The 23,510-nt window shown below is 48.4% G+C and carries 22 protein-coding genes and 1 pseudogene; 11 read left to right on the top strand and 12 right to left on the bottom strand.

Annotation, left to right across the window (positions count from 1 at the left end; genetic code table 11):
* Positions 1 to 27 precede the first annotated feature (27 nt).
* The 6 genes from gyrB to AB1757_04535 form a co-directional block, all read right to left on the bottom strand.
* Positions 28 to 3,762: a DNA topoisomerase (ATP-hydrolyzing) subunit B gene (gene gyrB, locus AB1757_04560; protein MEW6126314.1), complete on the bottom strand. Its 3,735-nt coding sequence runs from the start codon at positions 3,760 to 3,762 to the stop codon at positions 28 to 30.
* Between the two features lie 243 nt (positions 3,763 to 4,005).
* On the bottom strand, positions 4,006 to 5,226 hold the full coding sequence (recF, locus tag AB1757_04555) for a DNA replication and repair protein RecF (GenBank protein ID MEW6126313.1): 1,221 nt from the start codon (positions 5,224 to 5,226) through the stop codon (positions 4,006 to 4,008).
* An 81-nt stretch (positions 5,227 to 5,307) separates the two neighbouring features.
* The gene (locus AB1757_04550) at positions 5,308 to 6,693 is read right to left on the bottom strand and encodes an MFS transporter (GenBank protein ID MEW6126312.1); all 1,386 of its coding nucleotides are present in this window, start codon (positions 6,691 to 6,693) and stop codon (positions 5,308 to 5,310) included.
* A 225-nt stretch (positions 6,694 to 6,918) separates the two neighbouring features.
* The gene (locus tag AB1757_04545; protein MEW6126311.1) at positions 6,919 to 7,560 is read right to left on the bottom strand and encodes a peptidylprolyl isomerase; all 642 of its coding nucleotides are present in this window, start codon (positions 7,558 to 7,560) and stop codon (positions 6,919 to 6,921) included.
* 128 nt (positions 7,561 to 7,688) lie between these two features.
* Entirely contained in the window at positions 7,689 to 8,099 is a 411-nt protein-coding gene (locus AB1757_04540) for a YHS domain-containing protein (GenBank protein ID MEW6126310.1), read from the bottom strand.
* Between the two features lie 180 nt (positions 8,100 to 8,279).
* Positions 8,280 to 8,702, bottom strand: a complete 423-nt coding sequence (locus AB1757_04535; GenBank protein ID MEW6126309.1) for a hypothetical protein — start codon at positions 8,700 to 8,702, stop codon at positions 8,280 to 8,282.
* 196 nt (positions 8,703 to 8,898) lie between these two features.
* On the opposite strand from AB1757_04535, the pseudogene AB1757_04530 reads away from it, so the two are divergent.
* The 5 genes and pseudogenes from AB1757_04530 to AB1757_04510 all read left to right on the top strand — a co-directional run bounded on the left by AB1757_04530 (position 8,899) and on the right by AB1757_04510 (position 11,049).
* Positions 8,899 to 9,387: pseudogene (locus AB1757_04530) on the top strand (NYN domain-containing protein).
* 387 nt (positions 9,388 to 9,774) lie between these two features.
* Positions 9,775 to 10,032, top strand: coding sequence for a hypothetical protein (locus AB1757_04525; protein ID MEW6126308.1), 258 nt, complete (start codon positions 9,775 to 9,777; stop codon positions 10,030 to 10,032).
* 28 nt (positions 10,033 to 10,060) lie between these two features.
* A complete protein-coding gene (locus AB1757_04520) occupies positions 10,061 to 10,675 on the top strand; it encodes a gluconate 2-dehydrogenase subunit 3 family protein (GenBank protein ID MEW6126307.1) in 615 nt (204 codons plus the stop codon).
* 13 nt (positions 10,676 to 10,688) lie between these two features.
* Positions 10,689 to 10,913 (top strand): hypothetical protein, encoded by a 225-nt coding sequence (locus tag AB1757_04515; GenBank protein MEW6126306.1) that lies wholly within the window; start codon positions 10,689 to 10,691, stop codon positions 10,911 to 10,913.
* Positions 10,861 to 11,049: a hypothetical protein gene (locus tag AB1757_04510; protein ID MEW6126305.1), complete on the top strand. Its 189-nt coding sequence runs from the start codon at positions 10,861 to 10,863 to the stop codon at positions 11,047 to 11,049. Before AB1757_04515 ends, AB1757_04510 begins: the two co-directional genes overlap by 53 nt.
* A 196-nt stretch (positions 11,050 to 11,245) precedes the next feature.
* On the opposite strand, the gene AB1757_04505 is transcribed toward AB1757_04510, so the two are convergent.
* On the bottom strand, positions 11,246 to 13,621 hold the full coding sequence (locus tag AB1757_04505; protein ID MEW6126304.1) for a penicillin acylase family protein: 2,376 nt from the start codon (positions 13,619 to 13,621) through the stop codon (positions 11,246 to 11,248).
* A gap of 294 nt (positions 13,622 to 13,915) precedes the next feature.
* Between AB1757_04505 and AB1757_04500 the strand changes: the two genes are divergently transcribed.
* The 4 genes from AB1757_04500 to AB1757_04485 all read left to right on the top strand — a co-directional run bounded on the left by AB1757_04500 (position 13,916) and on the right by AB1757_04485 (position 17,162).
* Positions 13,916 to 15,277 (top strand): cystathionine beta-synthase, encoded by a 1,362-nt coding sequence (locus AB1757_04500; protein MEW6126303.1) that lies wholly within the window; start codon positions 13,916 to 13,918, stop codon positions 15,275 to 15,277.
* Between the two features lie 321 nt (positions 15,278 to 15,598).
* Positions 15,599 to 16,312, top strand: a complete 714-nt coding sequence (locus AB1757_04495; protein ID MEW6126302.1) for a hypothetical protein — start codon at positions 15,599 to 15,601, stop codon at positions 16,310 to 16,312.
* Positions 16,313 to 16,429: 117 nt separating this feature from the next.
* Positions 16,430 to 16,606 carry a lysine biosynthesis protein LysW gene (locus tag AB1757_04490; protein ID MEW6126301.1) on the top strand — a complete coding sequence of 59 codons (177 nt, stop codon included), beginning with the start codon at positions 16,430 to 16,432 and terminating at the stop codon, positions 16,604 to 16,606.
* Positions 16,607 to 16,781: 175 nt separating this feature from the next.
* A complete protein-coding gene (locus AB1757_04485; GenBank protein ID MEW6126300.1) occupies positions 16,782 to 17,162 on the top strand; it encodes a YkgJ family cysteine cluster protein in 381 nt (126 codons plus the stop codon).
* A gap of 112 nt (positions 17,163 to 17,274) precedes the next feature.
* Here the strand turns inward: AB1757_04485 and AB1757_04480 are convergent, their stop codons facing one another.
* The 3 genes from AB1757_04480 to AB1757_04470 form a co-directional block, all read right to left on the bottom strand.
* Positions 17,275 to 17,475, bottom strand: coding sequence for a Dickkopf N-terminal cysteine-rich domain-containing protein (locus tag AB1757_04480; protein ID MEW6126299.1), 201 nt, complete (start codon positions 17,473 to 17,475; stop codon positions 17,275 to 17,277).
* A gap of 171 nt (positions 17,476 to 17,646) precedes the next feature.
* Positions 17,647 to 18,030 carry a hypothetical protein gene (locus AB1757_04475; protein ID MEW6126298.1) on the bottom strand — a complete coding sequence of 128 codons (384 nt, stop codon included), beginning with the start codon at positions 18,028 to 18,030 and terminating at the stop codon, positions 17,647 to 17,649.
* Positions 18,031 to 20,448 (bottom strand): winged helix-turn-helix domain-containing protein, encoded by a 2,418-nt coding sequence (locus tag AB1757_04470; GenBank protein MEW6126297.1) that lies wholly within the window; start codon positions 20,446 to 20,448, stop codon positions 18,031 to 18,033.
* Positions 20,449 to 20,643: 195 nt separating this feature from the next.
* Here AB1757_04470 and AB1757_04465 point away from each other — a divergent pair, with 195 nt between their 5' ends.
* Positions 20,644 to 20,955, top strand: a complete 312-nt coding sequence (locus AB1757_04465) for a hypothetical protein (protein MEW6126296.1) — start codon at positions 20,644 to 20,646, stop codon at positions 20,953 to 20,955.
* 36 nt (positions 20,956 to 20,991) lie between these two features.
* A complete protein-coding gene (locus AB1757_04460) occupies positions 20,992 to 21,381 on the top strand; it encodes a hypothetical protein (protein MEW6126295.1) in 390 nt (129 codons plus the stop codon).
* Here AB1757_04460 and AB1757_04455 read toward each other — a convergent pair.
* Both AB1757_04455 and AB1757_04450 read right to left on the bottom strand, forming a co-directional pair.
* Positions 21,378 to 22,448, bottom strand: coding sequence for a phosphatase PAP2 family protein (locus AB1757_04455; GenBank protein MEW6126294.1), 1,071 nt, complete (start codon positions 22,446 to 22,448; stop codon positions 21,378 to 21,380). The genes AB1757_04460 and AB1757_04455 overlap by 4 nt on opposite strands.
* Positions 22,439 to 23,461 (bottom strand): NAD-dependent epimerase/dehydratase family protein, encoded by a 1,023-nt coding sequence (locus AB1757_04450; protein ID MEW6126293.1) that lies wholly within the window; start codon positions 23,459 to 23,461, stop codon positions 22,439 to 22,441. Before AB1757_04450 ends, AB1757_04455 begins: the two co-directional genes overlap by 10 nt.
* Between the last annotated feature and the right edge of the window lie 49 nt (positions 23,462 to 23,510).

Genomic DNA, 23,510 nt, shown 5'->3' with positions numbered 1-23,510 from the left:
ATTGTATTCATCGACCAAACGCTTGTTTTAGATGTCGAGGTTTTTAACCTCAAGCGCGTTATCTTCGATAAACCGACGACGCGGTTCAACGGCATCGCCCATCAACACGGTAAACATTTCATCGGTTTCAACGGCATCGTTGATTTGCACATTGAGCAGCGTGCGTTTGTCTGGATTGAGCGTGGTTTCCCAGAGTTGTTCGGGGTTCATTTCGCCCAGACCTTTATAACGTTGGATGGTCAAATCTTTTTTCGCCGCGCCCATAATGTGTTCCAACAGCGCATCGCGTGATTCAACCGTCGCGCTGTTGCCGTTATCGGCAATCTCGAATGGCGGCGCGCTCAGTTCCCGCAGGTCGCCATACAGTTGAATGGCTTTTTGAAATTCGACGTGGGTTGCGAGTTCCCAATCAATCATCAAGCGATTGCTGCTGCGCGAACGAACCACGGCGATTTCGTAAATGCTATGCTCTTCGTCCTGTTCAAGCAGGGTTTCGTATCCGGCTTTCTCCAACGCTGATGACACTTTTTGCAAAAGGCTCTCTTTAGCGAAGACCTCGTGCAATTTCATCCCTTCCCGGGAAGCCAGTACGCCTTTCACCCCGGCAAAAGCATCAATGATGGTTTCGACCAGTTTGCGGTCGTGCAGACGATGTTCCAGCTTTTCAACATAGGTGCTGAGTTCGGAAAGTTTTTCAAGCACCTTGCGAAGTTCCGCGCCTTTATATTGCGTACCGGCGTTTTTCACGGTGACCGTCACATTTTCAGTTGCTTTACGCAGCAGAAATTTCGACAGCTCTTTTTCATCGCGCATATATTGTTCGCTGCGACCTTTTTTGACTTTGAAGAGGGGCGGTTGCGCAATATACACATGTCCCTGTTCGATGAGTTGCGGCATCTGGCGATAGAAAAACGTCAGCAGCAAGGTACGAATGTGCGAACCGTCAACGTCGGCGTCGCACATAAGAATCAATTTGTGATAGCGCAACCGGGTCGGGTCAAAATCGTTTTTGCCGATGCCGGTGCCGAGCGCCGAAATCATCGCGGAGATTTCCGAATGCGACAGCATCTTGTCGTAGCGGGCTTTTTCAACATTCAGAATTTTTCCTTTGAGCGGCAAAATCGCCTGCGTGCGGCGGTCACGACCTTGCTTTGCACTGTTATGAACGAACAGGCCACTGGCAAGCGCAAAGTTGTGGGTGTTGGGTACTTCAATGTCATAAACATCCATGCGTTCGGTTAATCTCTCGATTTTGACAATACGATGATTGTAGTTGGCAATGGCTTCGTATGCTTTAGCCGTGTCGCCATTAAAGTAACGTTTGCAAAACGTATCGAATCGAAGTAGGGATTTGTCTTGGGTTGCAATACGCAAATTCCGATAAGCCTCAAGGTCAAGGTTCCCGTTCTCCAATTCAATCTGTTTCAACGCGCCAATGGTTTTTCGATAATCGGTTTGGTGCAAGGCATTTTTGCGTTTATTTCTAAACTCTTCCGTCCATTGCTCTGAAGTTTTTTGGCGTCTCCATTCAACCAAATCTTGATTCTGCCATTGCTGCTTGGCTTGCTGAGAAAACGTGTCGCGCACTTCAGGATGATTTGCAAAAAACGCGCGGACCCGCTCGGATGGTGCGTGACGATGCTCATCTTTCGCCCAGTATTCAATTTGTGCCTGATTCAATTGTTGAGCATTCATTTGACGGTAGGCTTCATTTGAGGCGTAAAATTTCAGCCATTTCTCAGCCATATAGGTTTTGTATTCAGGGTTATCCCATTGCGCTTTTGCCTGTTGAGATAATATTGGGCGTGTCTCTGTCTGCTTCATGCGCGCACTCATCTTTGAGCGAAATTCTGCGCTTTGACGGGTTTTACGACTCCTCTCAAGAGATTCGGGACGGCGCAGCCCCCGCTCAATATTCTCATGATGCAATTTAATATGTTCATCAGGTGACAAACGGCGAATGTTTGTCGGATTGTTGTTCAATTTATTGAAATCAACATGGTGACGGTGATCGCCAGGCACAAATTCATAAATGTCATTCAACAAATTCCAGGCATCTGCGAGTATATGCGCATAAATCCAACTGTTATCAGCCGGATTCCACACCATCTCATAACCATCCAAAGCCGCTCGGCATTCGCCTTTGACAGATAACCTGCGATGGAAAGGCATTAGCGAATCATCAGCAGTCAACAATTCCGCAGGTTTGAAACTGCTATCACGAAGCATGAACGGATGATCAGGTGTACAAACTAGTTTTTCGCCATTGTCCAAAGTAATCTGAATTACTTCGGTATCTTTTTTAGTCAAACGCGCATTTATGATTTTCTCTACACCGATGCGCCCACCGGGACGCATCGTGTAACAAAAATGTTCTTTGCCGGCTTCCTGTTCTTCAATTAATTTTTTGAAGCTTATGGCGCGTCCTTCGGCTAACTGGATCAATGTATCACCAGACCAGCACCCGCCTGCACTATCGCCTTCGACGATGAACAACTCGCACAATGTCGGGTCTTTTTCGGAACAATCGGCGAGTTTTCCGGGAAGCGAGGTTGAATCCAAAGCGCCTTTCCGGCGCACCAAATCGCGCGCTTTGCGGGCGGCTTCGCGGGCGCGGGCGGCGTCCAAAGCTTTTGAAATAATTCGCTTGGCAACCGCCGGGTTTTCTTCAAAATATTGACCGAGGTTTTCGTTGACAAACGATTGCACCTGCCCTTTGACGTCGGAATTCAATTTGCCTTTGGTTTGTCCTTCAAATTGCGGTTGCGGCAATTTGACGCTGACCACGGCAACCAACCCTTCGCGCACATCTTCGGGCGCAAGTTTTTCGTCGTCCTTCTTGAATAGCCCCGCCGATTTCGCATAGCTGTTGATGGTGCTCGTAAGCGCCGCGCGAAAACCGGAAAGGTGGGTGCCGCCATCCACGGTGTTGATGTTATTGGCGAAGGTGTGGACGATTTCGTTGTAGCTGTCGTTGTATTGAATGGCAATGTCAATCGAAACCGGGTCATCGTTTGTGCCTTCTTTGCTGAAGGCAATCGGCTGATTGTGTAGTACGTTTTTGTTTTTATTCAGGTGTTTGACGAATTCCGCGATGCCGCCTTTGTAATAAAATTCGTGAGCTTTTTCGCTGCGTTCATCGGTGATGGTGATGCGAATGCCGGAATTCAGGAAGGCTTTTTCGCGCAGGCGTTGCGACAAGGTATCGAAATTAAATTCGGTGGTGTCGAAAATTTCCGCATCGGGTTTAAAGGTAATTTTGGTGCCGCGTTTGCGGGTTTTACCGGTCAATTTCAATTTGTATTGCGGGATGCCGCGCACATATTCCTGTTCATAGGTATTGCCTTCGCGCCAGATTTCCACGCGCAGCCATTCAGACAAAAAGTTCACTACAGAGACACCGACGCCGTGCAATCCACCGGACACCTTATAAGCATTTGAATCGAACTTGCCGCCGGCGTGCAATATGGTTAAGACCACTTGTGCAGCGGAAACTTTTTCTTTCGGGTGAATATCAACCGGGATGCCACGCCCGTTGTCAACGACGGTGATGGAATTGTCTATGTGAATCGTGACATCGACGCGGTCGCAATAACCCGCGAGGGCTTCGTCAACCGAGTTGTCCACCACTTCGTAGACGAGGTGGTGAAGACCCATATCACCGGTCGAGCCAATGTACATGGCTGGACGTTTGCGAACGGCATCTCTGCCCTCTAAAACGGTAATGGATTCGGCACCGTATGCTTGCGTATTTGTACTCACTGATCTCCTCTTTTTAACTAACGGTTTTGGTAAATGTTTTTTACCACGCGCATTTTTTGCTCGTGTTTGCAAATATGCGACTTTTTGTTTCTTTGAAGGTTTCTTTTTTTCAACGACCTTTTTTACAACTTTTTTAGCGACCGTCTGCACCGCGGCAGACCGCTTCTTCTTCAATCGAGTTTTTAATTTCATGAAGCCCGTTCCTGTCCGTTATGTGTTTTTGAGGTTGGCGAACTCCTGTAGTCATTCGACATTCAAGGGTTCGTTTTCTTCATCAACGAACATTTCACGTACTGCTCGCTCTAGCTCATCATCGGGTTGGGTGGCGCTTTGATGGGACTGGGAGCGAGAGACGCTGGGTCGTTCACTCATTGCCTGACCTTGTTGGACATAGAAGACAGCGGCGCGGTCGCGGTAACGATTGGCAATGGCTCTTCGCGAGGTGCTGATGAAGGTTTGTGAGCGTCCTTCGAGCGTTGAAAGTAGCGCCTCAATCCGCGTTCTGTCGAGTTCTGCATCAACGTCATCAATGAGTAAAACGGGGCTTTCTTCGTAAGCAAAATTGTAGATGGAAACTTGCGCTAAATCAAGCAAAAGTAAGGCACTTCGCTGCTGTCCGGCGCTGCCGAAACGCGCCACTTCACGACCATCTGCAAGAATTTCCAAATCGTCACGATGGGGACCAATCAAGGCGTGCCCGGAAGCGATTTCGGCAGGCAAGCGAATTGCCAATCGCTCGGCAAACAGGTGCGCGAAATTGCTTAAATCACCCTTGTCTTCAAGTTGGGATTTGTAGCGCACACTCACTCGTTCAGCGCCAAAAATATCTCGACCATAATCATTTTCGGCTAAGACTTGATTCAACTGCTCGATGTATTTGACCCGCGCCTGATGAACCTCTGTGCCGACTTCAATCAGTTGATCATTCCAGGCTTCGATTTGCGAATGGAACGATTCGTGATGACGGCTTTCACTGGCATCGGCAAGCAGACGATTTTTCTGTTTGAGGATGTGATTGTAACGCGCCAGGGTATTCAGATAAGCGGGCGTCAGGGTGGCAATGCCTCGGTCAATATAGCGCCGGCGTTCGGTCGGGTCGCGTCGGATGACATCGAGTTCTTCCAGTGAAAAAACGAATACATCAAGATTGCCGAGATAACGCATCACGGCTTCGCGTTTGCCGTTTACGTAAAGTTCTTTCGCTGATGGCGCGAGCAGCAGTTGAATCTGTTTGGTAAGCGAGCCGTGCCTGACTTCGCCGCGCAAAACCGCTTGCGCGGCATTGAAATTAATGGCGTCGCGCACCTGCGAGGTGCGAAACGATTTGGTCATGCCTAAAACATAAATCGCTTCCAGCCAATTGGTCTTTCCCTGAGCATTGTCGCCATAAAAAATGTTCAGTCCCGCACCGGGTTCGACGAAGCCGCTGAGGTTACGAAATCCATTGGCTTCTATGCGCGTCACTTGCATTTTTGCATGTTAGCACAGGAGCAGTTACCGGTTACCGCTTGCAGAGTAGTTTTTATGATATTTTTCGTGCGAATTTTAACTGCCTGGCGGATTGCGCGGTTCCTGACGACGCAAAATGATTAACGTCCACAAGGTGATCAAACCGAGAAGGATGCTTAGTAACACCAGTCCATCAATGCCTGCCCAACTGGCAAATTTGCCGCCCGCAAGCGTGCCGATTAATTGCCCGACACCGAGAAAGACCGAATACAATCCCATAATTGAACCGCGATCCTCGGTTTTGGATTCCGTTACGTCGGCAAGATAAATCAATGCGGCGGGCGTGAAGGCGCTCAGCACAACGACGCTCACCAGCAAACTGCCAAGCAGCGGATAATGAAATGGGCTATCGAATGAGCCGAGGTGATTCAAGGCATAGACCGAAAGCACCGTAGCGAACAGGCCGCCGGTCGCCAGCAACATGATGCTGGTGCGCCGGCGACTGCCCATGTAAAAACTCCAGCCGAGAACGCCCGCCGAAAACACTACAGCGAGAATTGCAAAGCCGTTGCCGAATCGTTCGGGGGAGACATTGCCGGTCAGTAATTGCCCCGCGAAATGGTCTTTGCCGGTCATCAGTCCGTTCGCCGTATTGAGCCACGCGCCGATGATGGAATTGATGCCAAGCCACGCCGGAACGAATTTCCAGACCTGCGGCGCGCGCACCGCATCCACCAGGCGATGCCAACTGTGGTCATCGACAGTCGAGTGTTTGGCGGTGGTTTGTACTTCGCCAACGCCGCGCCAGAAGATAAGCAGACTAATCAGATAAATCACCGCATTGAGGGCAAACGCCGGACTGATGAGATGAATGCCGAAAATGATTTGTGGGGAACCGAAAAACTTCCAGAGATACCCGGCAGCGACTGCGCCAATGGCAATCCCGCCAACTAAAGTGATTTCAAAAAGCCCCATCACCCGGGCGCGAAGTTTCGGTCTGCCAACTGTCGCTTCGGAAATGTAGCCGAGGGTTGACGGCACTGAACTCGCCGTCGATAACCCTTCAAGGAGTCGCGTGAATACCAGTAACCAGATGGCTGTGGTCAGTGAGGTAATTTGTACAGCGATGGCTCCGAGAATGGGTCCAAGCATAATGAAGAGTTTGCGCCCGTGACGGTCACTCATCGCGCCCAGCAAAGGTGAACCGAGAAGTTCGGGAATAAAAAATGCCGCAATAATAAATCCCCTCGCCGTGTAAGAAATGGGAAAATAATTGCGGTCGATTTCCGCTAAGTAATATTGCAGCATCTGCCCCATAGTTTGCGATGACAGACGTAAAACCAGTGTGCCGAGTACCACGGCAATCAACGAACGCACCAGATAACGCGGCAGTTTGCTGAAATCCGTAGTGTCGTGAACCTCCGGCGCATAAGCAACCATTTCGCGGGAATTTTTTCGGGAGGTGTGCAACGGCGTATCCATCAACCTTGATTCTCGGCAGAACGTAGTGAGCTATTTCAAAACTAACAAACCGACTGGCGGGGTGTCCAGAAATAAGCAGTCTGGAGTCGCGAGTCTGGAGTCTAAAGTCTAAGCAAGAAAGTATGAACGCTAAACGATGAAGGATGAATTGAGTAGCTATTTGCCAAGTTCAGCATTCAGCGTTCTTCTTCTGACTCCAGACTCGCGACTCGCGACTCCAGACTTTTAATTTTCGATATACACTTTCTTCATCTTCACAGGCGCGATGGGGCGGTCACCATTCACGGGAGCCGAAACGATTTTATCTACCACATCCATACCGGAAACCACCTGCCCGAAAATCGTGTAGTTGGGTGGTAAGGATTGAAATGGGCGCGATTGATGCATGATGAAAAACTGGCTGGTTGCGGTTTGTGGCAAACCTTTGTTAGCCATTGCCACCACGCCTCGCGAATAACCGCCTTTTTGATAGAGCGGCGAATTCAATTTGATTTCATTGGGCAAATCTTTACCGTTCCAGGTTTGACCACCGGTGCCATTGCCTTGCGGGTCGCCGCCCTGAATCATGAAGCCTTTAATGACGCGATGGAAAATCAAACCATTATAAAAATTCTTTTCGGCAAGCTTGATGAAATTCTCTGTGGTTTTCGGCGCGTCCGATTCAAACAACTCGAATTTAATGATTCCAGCATCGGTTTCCAAAACCGCAATGTGGTTTTTACCTTTCGGCGCGGGCGCAGGTTGCGCCTGATTGCTGTTGGCTTGATTACTACTTGGTTGATTGGTGTTTTGCGGCTGAGTGCAAGCGCCAAGCAACAACAGACCGGCGAGCAAAAAAATAAGTGCGATGGATTTTCTGTTAAGCAATTTTCTGATTCCTCCAAATGAACGAGCGGCTAAATGAAACGCTCGCGCCTCACTTAGCCGCTCATTGAATTTTCAATCGTCAAACCATGTGCCTTGCGGCATTGACCGTGTTCCGAATTTAAATTGAATTAATCGCTCTTCTTGGTAGCCATTTTCTTTTCATAAGTGGCTTTGCAACCGGCGCAGCAGAGGTACACTTTTCTGCCGTGGTCTTCGACCCAGAATTCTTTACTGGTAATTGCTTCTTTGGAAATCGGACAAAGGGCGTTGGTCTTTATCGCTTCCTTGTCTTCTTTGGACATCTTGGCGACAAATTTTTCCGGGTCTTTTTTGAATTCATCCAAACAACCCTGACAGCAAACATAAACATATTGCCCGTTGTATTCGGTGCGATATTGCGGGTTGACTTTACCGCCGCTTACCGGACATTCCTTGTTGGTAACAGCCATCGTTTCTTCTTTTTTATCATCCGTCAACGCCGCAAAGGCGGCGAGTGAAAATACGCTTATAAGAAATAGAGCTACGATACTTTTACGCATGTTTGAATTCTTCTCCTTGTACTGAAATTCATTGTGGGCTTTCGTGTCAGCCGCAAAGATTCTACCTGAGCCTTGGGCATTTGCCCAATCGGAAATTATCAATAAATCATCAGCGATGACGCCCTGTTTTCGTTAGCTGAGTTGAGTTGATGCCGCAAGGCGACATTCAGGTTGTGTGGCTCAATGAATATAAATTTCAATCGCGCGATTTTGTTGTTGCGGGTCATAAATGACCGAAACAAAATCGCCTTCATCCAACTCGGCAGCCGTTAAAGGTTCGCCTGGGTCTTCATCTTCCGAGAGCAGACCTAAGAAGTTGGTATCACTTGAACGCCGCACACCATTGCCTACGAGATCGTTTTCGCGGGCAAAAATCACCACCGTCGAGGTCTCTTTCAACGGGCGAATGGTGATTTGTAACCAACCTTTGGTAGCGATAGTTTTTTTCACCACTTCCCCGCGCACTGCATACAATTGTTTCGCTGACGGCGAAGTCGCGGTTGGTGTTGTCGGGGTTGTCGCTTGTCGATGAATGGCTTGCGCAGGCAGAAAAGCCAACAGGATTGCCAGTAAACAGTTTGCCTGTATTGCAAAAATCCGCATAAGAGTTAAACAACTCGCTTTAGTGATTTCCAAAACTGTGGGAGAGAAAGAAGCTCTTTGCTATGCTACTCTTGTCAACATCGGGCTTCAAGCAATATTACTGCTAGCTTGCAACTGATTTCGTCAGTGTGTTAGACATTGAGTGTATAAAATTTCTTTAATTTATTTAGCCTGATATGAAAACTGAGAGGATAATATGCGCGGTAAAATCGCTATCTTTATTGATGGGAATAATCTATTTCACGCCGCCAGAGCCGTGGGAGTCGAAATCGATTACGCGAAGCTTTTAAATTTTTTAAGAGGTGGTTCAGACCTTCTCCGAGCATTCTTTTATACGGGCGTAGATGAACGAGCAGAACGCCAACAAGGTTTTTTGTTATGGATGCGCCGCAACGGTTATCGCGTCGTTGAAAAAGAACTCAAGACATATGCTGATGGCACCAAAAAAGCCAACCTCGATGTTGAAATCGCCGTCGATATGCTCTCGCTTGCCGATAAATACGACACTGCCGTGTTGGTTTCCGGCGATGAAGATTTTGCCTATGCCATCAATGCTGTTGCTTACAAAGGCGTGCGCGTAGAACTTGCGGGGTTTCGCACCAACACCAGTCCGCGACTTATTGACGTTGCCGATCAGTTCATTGAACTCGATGCTCATGTTGACCAGATAACCAAAACCGAGCGTCATTATTATCACGGTCAACACAGTCAGCCATTGCAGCAACCCGGACAAAGCGGGCAACTGTATCCGCCGACCGGCAACAGTGGGCAACTGTATCCAAGTCCACTCGGCAACGGGCATCCGCAACCGCCGATTACCCAGCCGCTCTCGTCGGAACCGTTCCTGCGATTGAATGCCGAGGCGCGTTCCGTGCGGGTGGTTGAAGAGACCGAAAATATGCGCGTGGTCGAAGAGACTCAGGAGGTGCGGGTGGTTGAAGACGGACGCGAAATCACCATCGTCGAACAATCGCGCGAGATTGATTTCGTTGAAGACACGGTTCCCGATTTTGGTATGAACCGCCTAGAATCGCCGCTCAGTCGAGTCACCGACGAAAATTGATTTTGGGTTATGGCGCGGCAAATCAAAATTGCTATACAGGGGCGTGACGATTTCTGGGCACGCGCCTTTCACGTCGAATGGGAAGACCAGTTTCCCGAAAGAAAATTGCTGAAAGCCAGCGACGGTCATTTCATCGCGCAGGAAGATTGGCTCGCTGACCTTGAGCAAGTTGCCGGGCAGACGTTTTGCAAAATCATTCGCGCGCCGGAAAATCCCAGGCGCAGAGCCTGGATCAATTCGTTGATTCCCAATCGCAATAAATATTAATCATTGAAATTCACCTTTGGAGGCAAACATGGCAGATGCAAAAAATGATGTGACCAGAAGAGACGCAATCAAAACCCTGGGCGGCGCAATCGTGACGCTGCCGGTTTTAGGTTCAACCGTGGCGGCACAGAACAAAACCGCGCACGACCATATGAATCATTCGGCGCAAATCAAAGCGGCTCCGCAAAAAGCTGCGCCACTAAAATTTTTCACCGCCGATGAAAACCGTCTGGTGGTGGAAATGAGCGAGCGCATCATTCCCGCAGATGACCACAGCCCGGGCGCGAAAGCCGCAGGAGTCGCCGCCTACATCGATTCGATTATTGACATTGCCAACGAGGAAACCAAAAAGCACTGGCGCGAAGGTATCGCTGCGGTCAATAAAATGAGTCGCGATAAATATGGCAAAGATTTCGCGGACGCCAGCGAAGCCCAACAGGTCGAACTGCTCACCGCCATCAGCAAAAACGAGTTCAAGCCGCAGACTCTCGAAGAGCGATTTTTCAAATCCATCAAAGACCGAACCATTGATGGCTATTACACCTCAAAGATTGGCATTCACGAAGAATTGAAATATCGCGGCAACACTTACCTGAAAGAATTTACCGGCTGCACCCATCCCGAACATCAGCAAGGTTCCTAGAAGGAGTTCATTTATGGTGACCATAGTTTTTCCTGACCGCGAAACCGAAAAACGGGCGTTGGCGTTTTTGCTTGGTCGTTTTTCGGGACGTGTACTTCGCACAGGTGAACATTTAGTTCCCGAAGCGGCATTGGAAGCGCTCGCGGATCAAAATATTGCATTTACGGTTAAAGGAAAAACCACCTATGAGCAGCAAATGGCGGCGATTCGAGGTACTGCTCCCGCTTCAGTTCAATGATGGGCGAGAAATTCCGGGAGACTGGCTTGCCGAAGCGGTTTTGGAAATTGTTGACCACTTTGGCGCAGCCAGTTATGAAACTCAAAAAGTCGAAGGCCATTGGCGGCATGGGGTATTCTCTATCGTGATAATTTAGTTCGTATCATAGTTGATGTTCCTGATTCAGTTAAGAATCGCAAATGGATGAGGCAATTCAAAAGCCGATGGAAATCTCGCCTTGAGCAACTCGATCTTTGGGTTGTGAGTTACAGCATTGAAATTGAATGATGTAGAGGTAAAAGAATTATCTCAATTTGTTTAGCGGCAACCTCCAGCCGTCCCTCTACCCTCGGTTATTTTTGCAGTCTGGCTTTGGGCACCAATTTCAATCGCTCTTTGGTGTGCTGTTCGATTTTTTCGCGGCTGAATAGCAACGGGAAATATTTGCCTTCCGCCCAGTACGATAACAAATCACCGTAATGCGGACTGAAAGGTTGCCCCGATTGACCGGGAACATTGACCGCGACCGAGTTATCCCAATTGCTCACATCTAAAATCTGCCGGTAAGATGCACCGGCATTTTGTTTGAAATTGCCGCCGCCCGTCGCATTAACCGTATTGGCATCGCCGCCGCGCGTAACCGTTGGTAAATCGAAAATCTGCCCGGCTAGCTTTCCCGAAAGCTGATGTTTGAATTCAGCAATATGCAACGCGCCCCAGCGCCAACTCTTCTTGTCTGCGCCGAAACGTTTGGTTAAATCAGAGACACTTTCTTCAAGGCTTTTAATCATCGCTGCATCTCTTGCGGCTTTAGCATTCGCGCCGAAAATTTTCGAGTCAACCGTTTTGAGCGCAGTAATCGTTTGCGGAATTGAAAAGCGTCCGCCCATCAATTTCCAGGTCTCGGCAGAAACCGCAAACTTAAAAACATTCGGGCGCAGTTTGTCCAACCACACTGCAAAAATCGCTGCGGCAGGCGATTCTTTTGCCATTACAAAATTCCAATTCAATAACATCTCGGCGGCTTCTCTTGTTGTCGCATCATTAATCTTTACACCTTTCATCAGAGGCACCAGTTCACGCGCCACCAATGAGGTTTCGTCATGTTGCAGTTGTTTGAAATCTTCAACGGTGAAATTTTTTCCTGCGCCTAAAACCTCTTTAATACGAATGGCGCGAAACGACGGCGAGAATTCAAAGTTCAAGGCGTGCTTGTAGCCTTCGGGCAAAATGTTGTGGTTTGCCGTGGCGATAAACCCATTCGCGGGATTATAGGATTGCGGAAGCTCGGAAACCGGCAAGAAACCTTGCCATTCATATTTGCCGTCTTTGCCGGGAACCGGTAAAAGTCCATTCCAATTCTTTCTCACAGGCGCAAGCCCTGCCGCCACCCAACCGATGTTGCCATCAACATCTGCGTAGACGAGGTTTTCCGAAGGCACTTTCCAGCGTTCAAGCGCCTTCAAGAACGCTTTCCAGTTTTTGGCGCGATTCAGTGATAGTGATGCGAGATAACCTGCCGTACCCGGTTCGCTGCCGACCCACTTGAGCGCATAGGCGCGATGCAAAGTTTTATCTTCAAATAACACTGCGCCGTGACGGGTGAATTTGAATTCAGCTTCGACGTCCGCGCTGCCCTTTACTTTGAGGCGTTCGCGTTCGACGCGCATCTTTTCCCATTTGCCTTTGTAGAGATATTCATTCGGGTTTTGCGGATTGACTTCTTCGACATACAAATCCTGCTGGTCAATACCAACAATGGTAAAGCCGAAACCGACGCGCTCGTTATGACCTGCGGCAATGCCTGGAATCGTCGGTTCGCCCGCGCCGATAACATTCCAACCGGGCGCAACCAGATGCGAAATGTAGCGCAGCGACGGCGTCAAAATCGGGCGATGCGGGTCGTTGGCTAAAATCGGTTTTCCGGTTGCCGAAAGCTTTCCGCTTACCACCCAATTGTTGCTGCCTTCGATATTACCGAACGAAATCGGCGCGCTTGCGGCACTGGCTAAAGCGAGGATGCGCGAATCAATGCCATTCAAATCCAAGCCATCTGGAATGGTGATATGGGTCTGCGGGTCGGTAGCTAAAAGTTCAGCGGCTTTTTCCGCGCCCACGAGTTTGACAAGTTGCGCGCGCAACACTTCGCTCGAGGCGTTGCGCGTCATAATGTAGCCCGCCATTCTGGTGAGACAAACTTCCGGTGTCCATAGTTCCGGTTGAATGCCAGTCAGTTGAAATTCAATCGGCAGACGATGGCGACTCAATTCAATGAAAGCATTCACGCCGCCGACAAACGATTCGATGATGCGTTTGGTGTCGGGCGCATAGCTTTGCCATTCCCTCTGCATATCGCCGCGATAACGACACAAGCGCGCGAACTTGTCGCGTTCAAGGTAAGCCGCGCCGAGGATTTCGCTCAGTCTCCCTTCGCCGGTTCTGCGCCAGAGTTCCATTTGCCACAGGCGGTCTTGCGCAGCGACGAATCCTTGCGCGAAAAACAAATCTTCCTGCGACTCGGCGTAGAGGTGCGGCACGCCCCATTCATCGCGTAACACTTCGACAGGTTTCATCAACCCCGCGAGTTCAATTGTCCCCGAAGTTTGCGCCAGTGCGGCGCGGGCGCGCGCTTCGAGGTCGTTTGATTGAGTTGGGTTTAAGAATGAATTGGAAAATGCCAGTTGAATGGCGAACAGGAACGTGACCAAGAGAGCCAATGTTTTTTTCATGGCGCAAGCCTTTCGATGGAAATTTCGTTTGTCCACTGAACGCTTTTTTGGAAACCGAGTGAAGTGATACTATTTCGTTTCAAGGATGTTGTGAAGAGCCAGGCGAAATTTTAACTGGAGATTGAAGAAGCAATAACGCTCTGCGCCCTCTGTAAAAAACGCTGCGTTCTCTGCGTTTGATAAACACCAAAGAAAGTAACGCAGAAAACATTAAGGTTCGCGCAGAGGACATAGAGGGAAAGCAAAATTTTCATATACTACATTTGAATAACCACTCAAAGGACTACGAACTTTATGCACTACGAAGAAAATATTTTGGAGCTTATCGGTAAAACCCCTTTAGTAAAACTCAATAAATTGACCAGGGGCATCAAGGCGCTGGTGCTTGCGAAAATGGAATCGCGCAATCCGGGCGGCTCGGTCAAAGACCGCATCGGCATCTCGATGATTGATGCGGCGGAACGCGACGGCAGACTCAAACCCGGCGGCACCATCGTCGAAGCCACCAGCGGCAACACAGGCATCGGGCTTGCTCTCACCTGCGCGGTGCGCGGCTATCGCGCAGTGTTTGTGATGACCGACAAATGCTCGGTTGAAAAGATTCGCTATTTAAAAGCCCTCGGCGCAGATGTCGTGGTGGTTCCGGTTTCGGCAAAACCCGATTCGCCCGACCACTATGTCAACACGGCGCGGCGCATCGCCCAGGAAACGCCCAATTCCTTATTCGTTTTTCAATATGGCAATCCCGCAAATCCCGAAGCTCATTATTTGACGACGGGACCGGAAATCTGGGAACAGACCAACGGGCACATCACTCATTTCGTCGCCGGCGTCGGCACCGGCGGCACCATCAGCGGCACCGGGCGATTTCTGAAAGAAAAAAATCCCGACATCCGCATCATCGGCGCAGACCCCTATGGCTCGGTGTTCAAAACCTTCAAAGAGACCGGCAAACTCATGCAGGCAACGCCCTATTTAGTTGAAGGTATCGGGCAAGAGATCATTCCCGAAAATGTCCATATGAAATATATTGACGAAATCATCAATGTCACCGACCGCGATTCATTTCAGATGGCAAGACGACTTGGACGCGAAGAAGGGATTTTTTGCGGCGGTTCGACGGGGACGATTGCGGTTGCCGCCTTACAGGTCGCGCATGATTTGCCCAAAGATGCGGTCGTCGTGTTTATCGTTTGTGATACCGGCGAGCGGTATCTATCGAAGTTTTTATCTGATGAATGGATGCGCGAAAAACGTCTGTTGCAACCCGAAAAAATGACCATCGGGTTGTTGCATCAGACCAAACAGAACGAAGAGACGCCGCATCTGGTGGCGGTTTCACCCAAGCATCTGGTCGGCGATGCTTTGCAGATGATGAATCAATACGGGCTATCGCAGTTGCCGGTGATTGAAGATGGCAAATCCGTGGGGTCATTGCGCGAAGGCAAGATGATGTCAAAGCTTTTAAAAAATCGTGACCTGATGAAATCAACCGTTGCCGAAGTGATGGAAAAAGGTTTCCCGGTGGTTGATGAAGCGGTGAGTATCGAACACGCCGCCAAACATTTGAAAGATTCTCCGGCGATTCTGGTTGAAGAATACGGACGCATCGTCGGCATCGTCACACGCTACGACGTGCTGGGCGCGCAGTTGTAATTCGTCTGTAAAATTTGTTTTCCTTTAAACAAGCGTTGAGCTTTCAGGTTCAACGCTTGTCTTTTTTGCAAAGCATAATACGCCGTACTCTTAGAGCCGTTTGCGATTGATTTTCCTTTGAATTTACTGAGAAGCGGTCTTTGACCACGATTCACCAATTACGCAGTCAAAGACCGCTTTTTCAACTTCAGTAAATTGTTTGGCAAGCTGTTCTGGCATTGCAACAAAATGATGCCGCCAGCGAATTTGGTTAATTTTTTTGCATTGTATTTGGTTTATTTTCCGTCTGAATGGAACAACACAAACCATTTGGAGGAAAAGATGATGCACATGCGAGGTCTGCTATGCCTGTTTACATTTCTGATATGGCTTTCAATTGAACCCATAACCCTGGCGCAAAATAAAGCATTCGTGATTGATGACCGGTTATCGGCATTGCGTCGCGCCCCCGATTTGAAATCTACGGTGCTAAGGAGATTGCGAATCGGCAGAGCGGTTTATATTGTCGAAACCAGACCTGCCCGCAACCAGCAGCCGAAATTTTATCGCGTCGCCGTCACTCGTCGAACACGCGGCTGGCTGCACGAAGGCGCGATTGTCCTGCCCGGACGCGCCGGCGAAGATGCGCGCGCGCTTTCACTCATTCAATTGGCAGAAGGCTTTGACCGCCTGGCGCTTTGTCAATTCTTCATTGAAAAATTTAATCGTTCGCCGCTTTTGCCTCGCGTGCTGCTCACTTTTGCCGAAGAAGCCGAACGCGCCGCCGCTCAGCTTAATCGTTCAGCCGACCGCCGTTTGAAAAACCTGTCAACGACTGACTCGAAATTTGCGGCGCGCGATTACTATTTGAGTGATACGGGGCTTGACCGCTACAGCCGTTTGCAAATTCATTTCGAGTTTGTCGAAAAGCATAGCGAGTATATTTATGACGGTCAGGCTTACAAAGAAATTCTGCGACGTTTTCCGAAAAGTGAAGAGGCAAAGGTTGCCGCAAAACAACTGGAAAGCCAGAGACAGCGGTTGGCGCAAAAATAGAAGGCGTAAAAGAATTTGCCAATGAAATTCTTGCAATCATCAGAAATTTTGGTTTAGATATTTGCTGTTAGCAATCCACAACCAATGGTGGAAAGAAATACAACGGAGGATTGAGATATGCCAAGAGGGACTTGCCCGGAATGCGATGCTGATGTTCAAGTTGATGAGGATATGGACAAGGGCGATACGGTTGAATGCGACGATTGCGGCGTCATGTTAGAAGTCGTTGGTCTTGACCCAATCGAACTGGACGTAGCCGTAGAAGAAGAAGAGGATGAATGGGAAGACGAATAGGCAAATTTGCCAAGCATCGGCTTACCGGTTTTCCCCAGTTTTGTCAAAAACAACAAGCCACCTACAGGGTGGCTTTTAAATTTTTACAGCGAATGAAAGTAACAATTTGTTGAAAGCTACGAGGGCAGTATAGAATGCTTGGCTTTAGAAATTCTTTACGCTGAAGGAACGCCGAATGTCTCAAACCAACGGTAAGGTTTTGCGGGTTTTATACGATTGTGCGCAGTGTCCCGGTTATTGTTGCAGTTATGACCGCATCGAAGTCACCAAAAAAGACATCACCCGATTAGCCAAACGTTTCAATCTGACTTATGAACAGGCTGAGAAAAAATTCACCAAGTTTGCCTGGGGCGAACGCATTTTGCGTCATCGCAAAGACCATGTCTTCAAATCCACCTGCCAGTTTTTCGACCAGAGCGAACGCCGTTGCACAATTTATGCAGCGCGACCCGACGTTTGTCGCGAATATCCGGACGGCAGGCGTTGCGCTTATTTCGACTTCTTAAAGGCTGAGCGCGTCCGCCAGCAAGACCCTGAGTTTATCCCCTCGGCTTGAAAGATGTGCAGCTATTCTTTACGTATGTTTGTACAAAGAGTAGCTGCACAATGATTTGAATTTTGAATTCTCAAAAGCGGTAGATTACACAACCGTCTTAATGTTCTGCACCCTATTTCGCGGTTTCCTGACATGTTCCATTGATACATTTTTGCCCAGTTGGACACTGGCTGTCTTCAGAGCAACGTTGAGAATTTTCAACCTGAGATGTGTTTTGGACAGCTTTTGAAGTAGGTGTAACAACCCCTATGCTAAGAACGACAGCAACCATTACCACAATCAAAAGAACGACTAAAGTTTGTTTTTTTACCATTTAATCCTCCATATTGTTGAGCGTTGATATTTATTTATGACGAATGGAGCATCCAAAGTCATAAACCTACATGAGAGCTAACGCTACCCCAAAACTATTTAGCGTTGATTCAACCAAGAATGTTTTTATGGAGCCGCGAAATTTAACCAAATGATTGAGGAAATCGCAATATTACGGTTTCAGAGAACCGGATTGTGCAAATGCTTTTAATGCCTTAGCGCGCTCTTGCATCATGGCTTGGCAAACCCCATCAAGGCATCTTTGCCCATCGGGACAATCCCCATCATCATGGCATTGAAGTTGGTCAATCATCCAAATTTCATTGGGAATGGCGCTGATGCCTTTTTCGATTTCGGCGGCGCGGGCGTTGCGCTCTTCAACGGTTTCGCCCGCCAGATAATAATCAATCATTCGTCGCTGAAAAATATCGAGAACCTCTCTGAGGACTAAAAAGGTTCTGAAATCTTCCGCATAAAAATCACGCTCGACAATTTCGGCGTGGGCTTTTGCGTTTTTGCTGAGGACATTGATGGTGAAAGCTTTTTCTGAGTTCATCTATTCGTCTCCTTTGCTCGTAATCAGAGTTAATCCGTTAATTAACCCGGTTTTCCCGTAAAACAGGGTTTTGCTGTCGGCTGACCAGTTGAGTGTCGAAAAGAGCACCCTTGGGTCAGGATTGTTGGTTAATGGTTTAACCTCGCCTCCGCCAACTGGCATCAGATAAATATTTCCTTTGCCGTTTTGCACCGCCACAAATGCTACCTGCTTACCATCCGGCGATAAATAAATATTGGCAAGGTAGGTCGATTCGAGAGTGGCAATTTTTTGTTCACCTGCGGGGGAAATTTTTGACAATGTCACTTTTGTAAGGTTGGCTTTATTGCCCCTTTCGTTTTCAACGCTTGCGACTATGAATTCGTTTTCTCCTGCCCAGCCCAGTAATTGTAAAACGGAAGCCGTTTGAAATACCGGCTTATCCGAATCGGAAACCCATAAACTCCAACGTTGATTTTCATTTGGGGGAGGAGTGTAACCGGAAATATAGGCAAGGCGTTTGCCATCAGGCGACCACATCGGGCATTTTACTTCGAGGTTTGTATCCAGATTGTTTGAAATTTTCCGATTGTCGGAGCCATCTGCCGCTACTACCCAGATATTGTTCACTTCATCTTGCCGGTAGCTATAAGCAATTTTGCTGCTATCGGGCGACCAGCAATAATCTTTGGGCAGTGAGCGAAGCATTGCCGGAGGAACTGAACCACCATATTGAACATTGCCCGCTACCAGATTTCGTTCCTGCCCGCCCATCGCGCTAATCACACAGAGGTCATGGAACCCCTCGACAACCCGAAGAAATGCGATGCTTTTTCCATCGGGTGACCATTGCGGGTCATAGGCTTTCGCCGCGAGTTCAGTTGCCGGACTTTCCGAAGCAATCGGTTTAATAAATAACCGGCTTTCTTTAAAATCCCATCTTCCCTGGGTTCCTTTAATCACTTGATAGGCGATGGTTGTGCCATCGGGTGAAGCGTCCGCCCAGGATTCCAAATCCGATTCCGCAGTCAGCGGAATTTCTTCGGGATTATCTACATCCAGTTTCCATATATCCGATTCAATTTTTCTTTGAGAATAGAGTATCTGCTGACCATCGGGTGATATATCCCTCAAAGCGCCATCGTCGTTTTCAAGTTTAATCTGGGTTATCTCTCGGCTTTCGAGATTGTATAAACAGATTTGATTGGTGGCATCGGTGATTGATTTGTAAACCAAGTGTTTCCCGTCAGGATACCACAACGGACTACGTTCGGTTGCTGCATCACTGGTAAGTTGAACCGGAGTGCCACCCTGCATCGGCAGTTGCCAAATATCGGACTGGTTGTTCTGTTTATCCAAATACACGATATAGTTTTCGTCGGCTGAAATGTCGAAATCTCTGGTAAAAAATTTTGTCTGGTCAAATGACGTGATTTGCGAAATGGCTTTTGAATTTAAATCGACGCTAAATAAATTGCTGCCCCATTGATAGTAAATTTTTTCGTTTTTTGACCATTTGATAAGTGATGGTTTACCCTCTTTGCCCTTTTCTCCGAAGTCATCAAACGTGATGAGAGGTTTCGGCGCGCCGCCAAAAGAATCCACCGCCCACAGTCCGAGTTTACTGCCCCGGTCAGATAAAAAAGCAATCTGCCCACCATCAGGCGACCAGACCGGGCTTTGATTTATCGATTTTTCATCGGTAATCGCTCTTGAAACGTTGCTGCCAACTTTAGTGACTCGAATGTTGAGATAATTATCTCTTTCATCAGTATAAGCCACCAGCTTTCCGTCAGGTGAAAATTTGCATGAACCAATACCTCCGCCGACATTTGCTTTTACGGAAATAAGCTGAGTTTCAATGATGCCGTTGCTCCACTGAGCTTCAGGACTATCAACCGGTTTGAAGTATCGCCAAATCGTGTAGCCGCCGATGAGCATCAGAAGTATCAGGAAAGCCGCAATCACCTTTTGCCGGGTTTGCCAAAAGCTTTGCTGAGTCTCAGGTAAAACTTTAGTCGCCGGGTCTGTGAGTTCCGCTGTTGCAACCTGCGCCTGCTCGCCGCTTCGATGTTCAATGACCACGCGCGAGAGTTTATGCTTTTCGATGATGATGGCGTCATCGACTTCTTCAACCGGGGCGACGAATTTGTAACCGCGTTTCGGAATCGTTTCGATGAACTTCATGCCATCGGGCGCTTCACCCAAAGTTTTCCGCAGAGCGGAAATCTGTTGGTTTAAATTGTTCTCTTCAATGGCAGCGCCCTGCCAGACTTTCTGTAACAATTCATCTTTGGTTACGACATTACCGTTTTTTTCAACCAGCACCAAAAGGGTGTCGAAGGTCTTGGGCGCAAGCTGAATCGTCGCCTGGTCTTTTAATAAAGATTTGTTTTGGGGGTCTAAATAAAAATCGCCGAATCTGTATAAATGCTTCATATCACTACCTGTTAAGTCTTATTCAGAGTTTTTTCATAAAAGATTCAAAGTTTGCTAAGGATTTTAGCGAACCCAATATGAAATTGTCACAGTGCAAACTTGAGGTCAGTGAACAGGGAAGCCTGAACCTAATAAACTTTGGGTGCAAAAATATCACAGTTCGCTGACCCAAGCAAACTTTTCTGAGGTCAGGACGTGGATACAACAAGAACTGAAATCATCGTAGAAACTCACGAGGTGATGGTGATACGCCGTCGCAGCAAAGCGATTAAACCGAATTGCCCGGTTTGCAGCGAAGACACCACGATGTTATCACTGGATGAAGCGACCGCCATTTTTGGCTTGAGCACGCTGGAACTATGCCAGCTGGTGAATGACAAGAAAATCCATTTCACAGAAACTGCCATACGGGTGCTTCTGGTTTGCCCCGAATCGCTTGCTCAAATCAAGGCAGCAGCCAAATCCACCAACTTGGGCCAAAGATACTTAACGCTAGTACACGCATAAAAATAAAACATTGACCGCCAAAACAGTGGAGAGAAAATGGAGAACCCTAATCACGATTACACAAGAAATGGCGCTGGTCGGATGACCGCTTTGGAGTTGATACAGCGATGTACACTCCGCCCCCCCGATGCGGTTGCCTGGAATGAATTTGTGTCGCGATTTCATCGCACGATTCATACCAGCGTCATCACCTCTCTCAATTTGAAGGCAGAAGCAGAAACACACAATAAAAACACCAACGCTATGGTCGATGATTTAGTAGAACACGTTTATCAACGATTGATTGAAAATCGCTCTCAGGCGCTCAGAAGGCTTGAAGATGAATTGGCTCAGGCAATGGATAAAGAAATGGTTAATCGGTATTTAATCGCCCTTTCGATTAAGGTGGTGAACCATCAACTCAATGGCAACCATCACCAATCTTAATCGGTCGTTTCAATTTCACCACCGCCAAGCCAGCGATACATTGGTTTGGCGGCGGCAATCACCAAAAGCGCCGCAACCACACCCGCCACCACATCGACAACGTAGTGATAGCGCAAATAAACCGTTGAAACAATGATGGCGAAAAGCGGCAACCACATCCATTGAAAGGTTCGCCGATGAAATTTCCACGCATAAAAAAGTACCAGCAATGTGATTTCCGTATGCCCGCTGGGGAAACAATCCCGCGTAATGCCCTCGGCTCGATCAAGCGTCCCGCGAATCGTATCGAATAACCAGACGCCCGAAAGCGGCAAGCTCTGTTGGTCGGCGAGAATAAATCGCGGCCCGATTGCCGGTACAGCGATATAGCCCAGATACGATAAATAAAATCCGCACATCAGAATAAATACCCAGAAGTGAAATCTCTCAAAATCGCCTCTCAGCCAGAGTACCACACCTAAAATCACCGGATAAAAATAGTAGGTCGCATAAACGATTTGAAAAATTTCCGTGAGCAACGGAACGTGCAAACGTTCGAGCCAGATGGTCGGATGCACGCCAAACACGCGGTAATCAATAGCCGCCAGTTGCCAGTCGAAATCACGCGGGTGCAGGCGCGGAATCAAATATTCAAGCTCTTTAAACGTCGTAGGAATAAACGGTACGGCATACCAGCCGCGAATGAATCGCCCGACATTGCCCAGTTTCGGCGCAATTACTTTTGCCAGTAAGACGATAAAGCCCAGGCTCAACGCATGAAGCAACAGTAACATTGCCCAATGCTCAATGCGTTCAATCGCCAATAAAATTAAACCGGCAAGGATTAGCAGATAAGCAATGAAGACTTTATCGGCGGGTGTCAATCGCCCATCGTAGACTGCGCCCTCAGGTAATTTTTGTTTAGCGCCGCTTGCGCCGTCCTGACCTACGCTTAGGGTGCGGTTTTGTGTGGAAGTTTGAAGAGGCTCTCGCGTAGTAGCTTGCACAGGCTCTTGCAAAGGAGTTTGAAAGTTTGCCGTCTCCCCGCCTCCCGGTCTCCCGGTCTCCCCTTCTTCTTTTACAACCATCCTTCTTTCCTGTACCAGTCAATGGTGCGGCGCAAGCCTTCTTCGATGGGAATCTGTTGTTCGTAACCCAACTCTTTTTTAGCCCGGGCAATCGAACAACCCCAGTTTTCCTGCGAAAAATCGGTCACTTTATCGCGATTCATCACAGGCGCTTTGCGGGTGATGGCTGAAGCGACTTCGGCAACTGCCGCCACGCTGTAAGCCAGGCTTTTCGGTATCGCGAGCGAACGCACTTTGCGATTAAAAATTTTTGCAATCATTTCAACCAGCGCATCATAAGAATAAATTTCTTCGCTTGAAATGAAATAGACTCGCCCGTTAGCGTTGTCGCTTTCACCTGCGAGAATGATGCCATCGGCTAAATCGAAAACATGCACCAGACTGATTTGCTTATCATATTTGCCAATCGAAGGAGAAAAACCTCTGGCAATCGCTTTGAACATTTCATAGATCGCGTAATCGCGCGGCCCATAAACCGCAGGGGGTCGCACGATGGTCACTGGTAATAAATCTGCGGCAGCCAACACCACCTCTTCGCCCATCAATTTGCTGCGTCCGTAAGCGGTAATCGGCGCGGGGGTTGTGTCTTCGTCAACCGGACGGTCTTTGACGCCGGGACCGACCGCCGCAAGCGAACTGACATGCACGAATTTTTTTATCTGTTCACGATGCAACAGCGTCGCCGAGACAATCGCTTCGGTGCCCTGATGATTGACGATGAAATAGTCTTGTGGGCGTCTGGCAAAGGTCAACCCGGCGACGTGATAAACCATTCCGACATCGGCAAACGCCTCTTCCCAGTTGGTCGAGCCATCAAGTCCGCCGTAAACCAATTCAATTTGCGGATGGGTGAGGTATCTGAGGTTACTTGATTTTCGCACCAGGCAGCGCACCTGTTTGCCGCATTCAATCAAACGCTCAACCAGATGGCTGCCGACAAATCCCGTGGCTCCGGTGACTAAAATTTTTTCGCTCATCTCGTGTGTGATAATACCAGCGCCCGTGTAATTCACAAACTCCGGGCTTTAATTTCGTCAATAAAGCGCCGCTTGCTGTGGGCTT

It is taken from the genome of Acidobacteriota bacterium (assembly GCA_040754075.1).
GTDB lineage: Bacteria > Acidobacteriota > Blastocatellia > UBA7656 > UBA7656 > JBFMDH01.
The sequence above is the reverse complement of the archived record's forward strand: the minus strand, read 5'-3'. Positions and strand labels throughout refer to the sequence as shown.

Excerpts from the sequence above, each read along its gene's own strand:
- AB1757_04550 (MEW6126312.1), bottom strand. The coding sequence starts at position 6,693 with ATGGATACGCCGTTGCACACCTCCCGAAAAAATTCCCGCGAAATGGTT.
- AB1757_04540 (MEW6126310.1), bottom strand. The coding sequence starts at position 8,099 with ATGCGTAAAAGTATCGTAGCTCTATTTCTTATAAGCGTATTTTCACTC.
- AB1757_04535 (MEW6126309.1), bottom strand. The coding sequence starts at position 8,702 with ATGCGGATTTTTGCAATACAGGCAAACTGTTTACTGGCAATCCTGTTG.
- AB1757_04525 (MEW6126308.1), top strand. The coding sequence starts at position 9,775 with ATGGCGCGGCAAATCAAAATTGCTATACAGGGGCGTGACGATTTCTGG.
- AB1757_04520 (MEW6126307.1), top strand. The coding sequence starts at position 10,061 with ATGGCAGATGCAAAAAATGATGTGACCAGAAGAGACGCAATCAAAACC.
- AB1757_04515 (MEW6126306.1), top strand. The coding sequence starts at position 10,689 with ATGGTGACCATAGTTTTTCCTGACCGCGAAACCGAAAAACGGGCGTTG.
- AB1757_04510 (MEW6126305.1), top strand. The coding sequence starts at position 10,861 with ATGAGCAGCAAATGGCGGCGATTCGAGGTACTGCTCCCGCTTCAGTTC.
- AB1757_04505 (MEW6126304.1), bottom strand. The coding sequence starts at position 13,621 with ATGAAAAAAACATTGGCTCTCTTGGTCACGTTCCTGTTCGCCATTCAA.
- AB1757_04500 (MEW6126303.1), top strand. The coding sequence starts at position 13,916 with ATGCACTACGAAGAAAATATTTTGGAGCTTATCGGTAAAACCCCTTTA.
- AB1757_04495 (MEW6126302.1), top strand. The coding sequence starts at position 15,599 with ATGATGCACATGCGAGGTCTGCTATGCCTGTTTACATTTCTGATATGG.
- AB1757_04490 (MEW6126301.1), top strand. The coding sequence starts at position 16,430 with ATGCCAAGAGGGACTTGCCCGGAATGCGATGCTGATGTTCAAGTTGAT.
- AB1757_04485 (MEW6126300.1), top strand. The coding sequence starts at position 16,782 with ATGTCTCAAACCAACGGTAAGGTTTTGCGGGTTTTATACGATTGTGCG.
- AB1757_04480 (MEW6126299.1), bottom strand. The coding sequence starts at position 17,475 with ATGGTAAAAAAACAAACTTTAGTCGTTCTTTTGATTGTGGTAATGGTT.
- AB1757_04475 (MEW6126298.1), bottom strand. The coding sequence starts at position 18,030 with ATGAACTCAGAAAAAGCTTTCACCATCAATGTCCTCAGCAAAAACGCA.
- AB1757_04470 (MEW6126297.1), bottom strand. The coding sequence starts at position 20,448 with ATGAAGCATTTATACAGATTCGGCGATTTTTATTTAGACCCCCAAAAC.
- AB1757_04460 (MEW6126295.1), top strand. The coding sequence starts at position 20,992 with ATGGAGAACCCTAATCACGATTACACAAGAAATGGCGCTGGTCGGATG.
- AB1757_04455 (MEW6126294.1), bottom strand. The coding sequence starts at position 22,448 with ATGGTTGTAAAAGAAGAAGGGGAGACCGGGAGACCGGGAGGCGGGGAG.